This is a genomic window from Microcystis sp. M53603_WE2 (assembly GCF_030065435.1).
In genome coordinates this window covers 1-7,717 of record NZ_JASJFF010001218.1, presented here as the reverse complement: position 1 = coordinate 7,717, position 7,717 = coordinate 1, and the positions used below count along the sequence as shown (strand labels likewise).

The window sequence follows — 7,717 nt, the reverse complement described above, 5'->3', positions numbered from 1 at the left end:
ATGAGCAGCGATAGACAGGGGGTGCTAACTATATAGTTTATTCTATTGACCAGAAATGGAAATGAGCTAGGAAAACCATTAGGCCAGAGAAGCGGTAATCCAAAATAAACCATCGACTAAAATTGTACTCAATACGGCTCCGCTAAATGCCCACCAATGGCATACCCGTTTTTGCAAAGGATAGATACCGATCGCTAGGAGCAGGTTGAGCAGCACTATCGCCCAACTGATGCCCCAGGGGGTCTGAATTTGGGCCAAGGCGTTATCAAATATCGGCGATACTAGGTTGGGATCTAGTTCCACGGTCATTAATTGTCGCCAGTAGGGAATTAGTCCCGTTAGATAGAAATATAAGTCGGTGATGGCGGTTCCTAACAAAGAACCGAGATAGAAAAGATTGCCCACTTTGCCGCGACCTTTGTATAATCCCCAGAGAACAAAGGGCAGCCCGATCGCTTCCATGGGAATGTGGATCAATGGTTCCCAACGCCACCAACCCCAGTACAGAGAACCGGCTAACCAACTCCAACTAAAGCCCAAAAGTAAATCCCCCCAAAGACTGATTTTTGCCTGTTTGAGCAGCCAAATCCCTAACCCCACCCAGAAAACGGTTAAACCTAGGCTAATTTCGGGATAGTAGCGCACTAGGGGCGCTTGTATGAACACGGGGACTGATACCAGAAATGCTGCTGTCCAAAAGACGGATTGACATTTTTCCCAGTTAGGGACTAGGGGTTTCAGGCGATCGGGATTGCTGGGGACTAGGGTAGAGTTGAGCAAAGGATTTCAGAATTGTTACAAAACTTTACTTATATTAAGATACATCATTCTCTCTCTACTATATCCCCCCTAGGGGGATTTGGGGAAATTAAAAAATTGTTTTTGGCAATGCCCTAACGCTCTTCTGGGACTTTCGGAAATCCCTAACCGAATCTAGGCTCTGAAACCCTTGCTTGACAAGGGAACGCTAACTTTTTTTCTAATAAAAACTCAAATTTCGGGTTTCTGTTAGTTAGCGATAGCTTGAAGGCTTACCCCATAAGAGAGCTAGAGTTTAGAGACTGTAAGACTTTTGCCAGACTCCCTCCAAGAGCGATATCTCTCAGATTGCCAGATTTCGCCCCCCCCCGAACGGTTACAAAGAAGTTGACTTTTTTTTAGAGCGTAATCGTAAACCCATTAGTGCAGTAACTCCTAAAGCGATCACCGAGGTCATTTCTGGGGTTGAAGTTATCTTTAAAATTTGCCCCTGTCCGCCCACAAAGCCTTGATTGGCAACATAGATAGCTCCATCATCCCCAATTGCTAAACCCGTGGGAAAGGATAAACCCTCGTCTAAAATACTTTGACGAGTCCCATTAGGTGCTATTCTCCAAAGCTGACCACTAAAATCTCCTGCCAGAAAATTACTAGCATATTCTAGAACATATAAACTACCATCGGGGGCGAAAGCAAGATCAATGATATTAGTAAAACCTGTCGCAAATTCTTCTAAATTGGTGCCATTAAACCGATAAACATTAGCCCCACCAACGGGAAAAGGAAATCCAGTAAGTTGCCCGATATAGAGTTGATTGTCCGGACCAATAGCCATCCCTGTGGGTACGGCTTGCATAGGAAAAGGATTCGGTAAATTAGGGATAAAGGGTGGTGGTGTAACTGAGCGAACAGGAAAAGCAGCGATCGCTGTTATAGCCCCGTTGCCATCAACTCTGAGCAAGGAATTTCCCCCCGCGTCGGTGGCATAAATAACACCATTTTGCACAACGAGGGAGTAGGGATTACTATCAACTTCATCCCTATCAGGATTATTATTTCTCTCAAAATTGGCTAAATCTGCTACGGGCGACCAACTAGGTGTTCCAGTGAGGTTGATGGCGATCGCCTGTCCAAAGGCAGAAACGCTTAAAGTATTATCCCTAACATCTGGATTAGTTCCCAAACCGATAATACCGAATAGCTGCCCTGATTGGTCGAAGTAAAGGTCTTGAAGACCAGTACCTTCATTGCCTGATGGTTGTTGAGCCAAGGACGGTAAATTATCGATCAAGACCTCCGTTGCTCCCGTGGTTGTATTCAAACGAGCGATTGCACTAGTGGGTCCGTAGCAAACTTGACTTTGACCTCCTGACAAAATACAAGTTCCGTTACCACCTCTTCCTGCTTGGGCGATATAAAGCTGGCCATCAGGACCGAAGGTCATGCCCCGAGGATTATTTAAACCGCTTGCGAGAACGGTGGTAGAAATATTAGCGGCTAATATCGGAGCGGCTGGACTAACAAAACCAACAGTGAGAGCTAGGGTGATGGTTAACTTTTTGTTACTCATACGTTACTGCCAAGTTACTAAATCATCAGACCATCTTAACCGAAAACAAGAAAACTGAAAACATTAGTTAATCAAGATTTTTCGGCCTTACCCGATGTTGGTTGTTCTGTAGGGGACTAAGCCATCCCTGAGATAACCTTTGAGAAATCTCCGCTCACCACAAGTACGGGGAAGCTATTCTTCCGTAATTATAACTAATTACAGCGTTTCTCGTCAAGGAGATGCAGCTAATCTAAGGATAGGCGATTAAAATAGGTCTTAGCTTATAAGTACCCGTTGACAATCATAGTAGTAGGGTAGGTGAGGGGACAATAATCGAAAAAATTGCCCGATAAATTGAGTATTGGCTGTAACCTAGCCAAAAAAGGCCGCTATTTAGGGACGTTATAGGGTAAGATTAACTATTAGGGTGGAGTTTATTGCCGATTTTAATCTTGTCCTAAGCGAGCAAAATTGACAATTGAATCTGTAATTTTAAAAATATCTATCCCGTCAATCTCATCTAACCACAAATGCTTAAAATTTTAGTTGATGGTACACCGATAAGACAAAATCCTAGTGGAATTGGATTATATGCTTATCACCTGATTGCCGAATTAGCTAAATTACAAAACCAAGAAAACTTTTCCCTGTCCCTCTGTTTTCAACCATCGGTAAAAAACTGGCTGCGGGGTAATCTTTCTATCCCCGAAAAACTGCAATCCTATCCAGAGGTTAAATGTTTACCAATTCCCGTCAGTCTTAGCAATATCTTAACCCAATTTCCTAATCCTCTAATTTCCTATCTAGAAAACTTTCTTGATTCTCCCGATATTCTCCACGGATTGGATCATGTGGTGTATCCTTGTCGTCAGAGTCGTCAAGTTATGACTATTCATGATGTTACTTTTATGAAATATCCTGAGTTTGTCACGGGGATTGTCAAAACCTACACCCAACGCATTAAACAATCTCTACAATGGACAGATTTAGTTATTGCTAACTCCGCAAGTACCAAACGAGATATTATTGAATATTTAGATGTGAACCCAGAGAAAATTTTTGTTACTCCCCTCGCAAGTCGTTATTCTTACCTCCCCAATTCTCCCTCATATCTAACTATCACTAAACCCTATTTACTCTTTGTTAGTACCCTAGAACCACGAAAAAATATTATTAATCTTATCAGTGCTTTTAACTATCTCAAGGACAGGTATAAATTAGACCATAATCTGATTCTGATTGGCAAAAAAGGATGGAAGTATCAACCAATTTTTGATAAAATATCTCAGTCTCCCTTTCGAGATAGTATCCAACATCTTGATTATCTTGCTGATGACTTAGTTGCGGATTATTATCAAAAAGCTGATGTTTTTGTCTATCCTTCTTTTTACGAAGGTTTTGGATTACCAGTTTTAGAAGCGATGACTTTAGGTTGTCCCGTGGTAACTGCTAATACTGCATCCTTACCCGAAGTCACGGGAGAATCGGCAATATTAATTAATCCGGATAATCCCCTAGAAATTGCTGCGGCAATCTATCAAGTTATTAGTGATACCTCTCTCCGTCAAGAATTAATCACGAAAGGAAAAAAACAAGCGACAAAATTCTCTTGGCAAAAAACCGCACAAGCTACTATAAAAGCTTATCGTTCTCTTTTATAATAAGTAAGTATTTATAATTAAATTGAAGATGGATCCCCCCTTAATCCCCCCTTGATAAGGGAAGGGGGGTGCCGATCCCCCCTTAATCCCCCCTTGATAAGGGGGGTGCTGATCACCCCTTAATCTTCCCTTGATAAGGGGGGTGTCTGACAACTTTTAACACCTACCTACTTAACTAGCTAATATCTATGAATAGGAATCATCAATTATTAATCAATCTCGCTTTTCTCGGTACTAAATATACTGGATTGACTACCTATACTAAAAATCTCATTCCCCAATTAGCCAACTTAAATCCTACCCTAATCACTTCTAATAGTTACCCAGATTTTAACACCTATCCTGTCTCGGCAAACCTCACCCAAGAGCAGGGAACCAAAGGCAATATTAGGCGCTTAATTTGGACAGAAACCCAACTCTATCAAACCTATCAACAATTAAAGTCTTCCCTACTATTTACCCCCATTCCCGAAGCACCTATTTATGGAAATTGCCGCTATATTGTCACAGTTCATGATTTAATTCCCCTGCGGTTCCCGAAATTTTCTCCGCTAACTTTTTATAATAAATACTATTTACCCCAAGTCCTGAAAAAAGCCACACATATTATCGCTGTTTCCCAAGCAACTGCCGCCGATATTAATAAGTTTTTTAAGATACCTATTGACAAAATAACCGTGATTCTTTCTGGATATGATTCTGATAATTTTCGTCCTCTAAATCTGGCGACTCGTCCCTATTTTCTCTATCTTGGTCGTTATGATCCTCATAAAAATCTCGGTCGTTTAATTACTGCTTTTTCCCAAATTGATCCCGAATATCAATTATTAATTGTCGGTCAATTTGACCCCCGTTTTACCCCGGCTCTGCAGCAACAGGTAGAAGCATTATCAATCTCTCAACGGGTGCAATTTTTAAACTATGTTTCCTATGAAGAATTGCCGCAACTTTTAAACCAAGCAACTGCTTTAGTTTATCCTTCCCTTTGGGAAGGTTTCGGATTACCTGTACTAGAAGCGATCGCCTGTGGAACTCCTGTGATTACTTCTAATCTTTCCTCTCTCCCGGAAGTCACAGGAGAGGCGGCAATTTTAATTAATCCCTATAGTATCTATGAGATGAGAGAGGCAATGCAGCAAATCGCCACCGATGAACAATTACGTCTTAAATTAAAATCCTTGAGTCGCCAACGCGCCGAGCTTTTTAGTTGGGAAAAAACCGGTCAAGAAACCGCCACAATTCTGCAAAGTTTTCTCTAAAAATGGTGACAAAAAAACTTATCAATCATTGCAGGATGGGTTAGACGGCAGTAAGCATTAAAACCCAAGGATATGAGAGCAAAAACCTGTACTCTCCTGGGGAGATTGAGTGTTACTTCCTATATATTATTGTGCCATTCTTGGGGAATTTGAGCAACTTTTTCCTTACCATTAGGTTGATGAATAGGTTTTCCTAAAGGACGAATTTTGAGATTTCCTTGCAAATAAGCTGCGATTCTTTCCCTGGCAATTTTCACATATTCTGCTTCTTTTTCACTCCCCATCACTCGACGATTGTGCATAATACTAGCAATCAGAGAAGTTCCGACCCCGGCAAAAGGATCGAAAACCCAATCCCCCTCATTTGTCAAGGCTAAAACACATCTTTCTACTAATTCGATTGGATATTGACAAGGATGAATAGTTTTCTCTGGATGATTAGATTTAACGTTAGGAATATCCCATAGTAACTCATCCCATTCTTGTGCTAAAAACTCCCAAACATCGCTGGGATTTTTCCCTAAAGGATTACCAGAGGGTTTACCGATATTTTTACCTTTAAAATGGCGCTTACCAGGGTATTTAGCGGGGATTCTCACTGGATCAAGATTAAAGATATATTTATCGGTTTTTGTCAACCACAAAATAGTTTCATACCTGCCAGAAAATCTTTTAGAGGTATGTAGTCCATGGCCAAAATGCCAGACAATTCTATTTCTTAAAAAGAAGCCCATTTGTTTAAATAGCTGATAATAAAAAATATCTAAAGGATAAACTTCTCCCTCTTGAACGAAATTTCCCACCTGCCAGCAAATACTGCCATTATCTTGCAAGATTCTAGAGAATTCTCGCATAATTTTGGTTTGGGTTTCCAGATAAGTATCCAAAGAGATTTTTTTTTCGTAGTCTTTTCCTAAATTGTAGGGAGGAGAAGTAATAATCAAGCTCACAGAATTATCTGGTATAGTCTTGATAAAATTATTGGTATCTCCTTGATAAAGAATTATTTCGGCATCAGGTTGATAAAAGTCTCGCACTGATTTTGATTGAGAAAATAAGGGCAACTGATTCATAGAAAATTTAGCAGAGAAGAACCACTTTTAATTAGGGTTTGCGGCAAAAAGTTTTTCCTGGGGGCAGGGTGTGGGGTGTGGGGTCTTACCCATTTTACATCCAATATGCAAGAGAGCCAGTTTTTTCAAACAATTAATGTTATCTGTAGCCAGCAAAGATATAACAAAAATTCTACTTTTTTAGATAAAAATCGGGAAGAAAGTTTTAACTTTTTTCTATTCTTCCCTTAACTCAGATTAGCTCAAACCAGAAACGCACTCGCCTAATTCCACTGTAAAAGGTTGCCAAGGACGAGGATCAATTACCTTTGTCGGCAAGTCATGGGATGTTAATAATTCTTGAAAAGATTCGGGACTACCCTCAGCACTTAACACCGCCATCAATAACCCTTTAAACTCGATATCACCACCGGCAGCCGTAGAAATAATATATTGAGGCTGCAAGCGTTGACAGACTGCTAAGGCGCTTTCTTGTCCTTTGATTACCGGTCCGAGGAAAGGTATTTTTAAGTCAATCAAAGGAGTGATAATAACATCAATTTTACCGAGAGAATCGAGGCTAGGAGAATGATAACCGTGGGGTTCGTAGTAGATACTCTGATTTGTCGCTAATTCCTTGATAACATAACCATTTTCCACCAGAGTCGGCCCGACTGGAGAACCGGGGACAGCAGTAATTTCGATCGCATTGTCAAAGATATAACTAGAGCCGTGGGTTAAAGGGATGAGATGGGTATAATTAAGCGCTCGAACCACTTTTTCGGCATTAGGAGAAGCTACCACGGGAATTTGGCGATCGAGTACCTGTAAAGTAGGAGGATGGGCGTGATCTTCCAAACCTTGGGAGAGAAGAATCAGATCGATATTTTCGGGAATGGCATGATTAGCGGTTTTTTTGCCCTCAAATAGCCAAGTTAAATTACCAAAAGTCAGGGAACCTACCAACCAAGGATCGAGAAGCAGGCGTTTTCCCCCGATTTCGATTAACCAAGAATTACTATCAAGCCAAGTTAACTGCATATAAGCCGAGGAAGAATGGGGATTTTCTTAATTTAATTTAACATTAGCATTAACTTTTCTGCGCTTGGGGGTTTTTCAGTCATCAGTGAAAACACAGCACTGTTAATGCCATTTATAGCAGTTATCTTAATGGTGAGGTAGGAAGTCTCTGGTTTTAGGGAACAGGCAACAGTAGCCAGTCGTCTGGGGATGATACCAAATTAAGTAGCTGGTTATAATTAAATTAAAAATGGATTTTAGGTTAGTTCCCCCCTGCACCCCTTGATAAGGGGTGTGCCGATAGGCGGGGGGATCTGAAAGTTTTTAATACCTATCTACTTAGGTTACACTTCATCTTGAGGAGAAACGCTGTAACACTCCTCACTTAATGCTGCTTACTGAAAACCCAAATCT

General features: G+C 40.9%; 6 protein-coding genes. 2 read left to right on the top strand and 4 right to left on the bottom strand.

Annotated elements, in window-relative coordinates:
• Positions 1–78: 78 nt before the first annotated feature.
• Complete coding sequence (locus tag PX481_RS25490; protein WP_002757120.1) at positions 79–780, bottom strand: DUF3120 domain-containing protein; 702 nt, start codon at positions 778–780, stop codon at positions 79–81.
• A 355-nt stretch (positions 781–1,135) separates the two neighbouring features.
• Positions 1,136–2,329 (bottom strand): ScyD/ScyE family protein, encoded by a 1,194-nt coding sequence (locus PX481_RS25485; RefSeq protein ID WP_002761460.1) that lies wholly within the window; start codon positions 2,327–2,329, stop codon positions 1,136–1,138.
• Between the two features lie 512 nt (positions 2,330–2,841).
• On the opposite strand from PX481_RS25485, the gene PX481_RS25480 reads away from it, so the two are divergent.
• A complete protein-coding gene (locus PX481_RS25480) occupies positions 2,842–3,972 on the top strand; it encodes a glycosyltransferase family 4 protein (protein ID WP_002761463.1) in 1,131 nt (376 codons plus the stop codon).
• 188 nt (positions 3,973–4,160) lie between these two features.
• The gene (locus tag PX481_RS25475) at positions 4,161–5,231 is read left to right on the top strand and encodes a glycosyltransferase family 4 protein (protein WP_002761464.1); all 1,071 of its coding nucleotides are present in this window, start codon (positions 4,161–4,163) and stop codon (positions 5,229–5,231) included.
• A gap of 119 nt (positions 5,232–5,350) precedes the next feature.
• Here the strand turns inward: PX481_RS25475 and PX481_RS25470 are convergent, their stop codons facing one another.
• Complete coding sequence (locus PX481_RS25470) at positions 5,351–6,304, bottom strand: DNA-methyltransferase (protein WP_002761465.1); 954 nt, start codon at positions 6,302–6,304, stop codon at positions 5,351–5,353.
• Between the two features lie 237 nt (positions 6,305–6,541).
• Positions 6,542–7,324 carry an MBL fold metallo-hydrolase gene (locus PX481_RS25465; protein WP_002761468.1) on the bottom strand — a complete coding sequence of 261 codons (783 nt, stop codon included), beginning with the start codon at positions 7,322–7,324 and terminating at the stop codon, positions 6,542–6,544.
• Between the last annotated feature and the right edge of the window lie 393 nt (positions 7,325–7,717).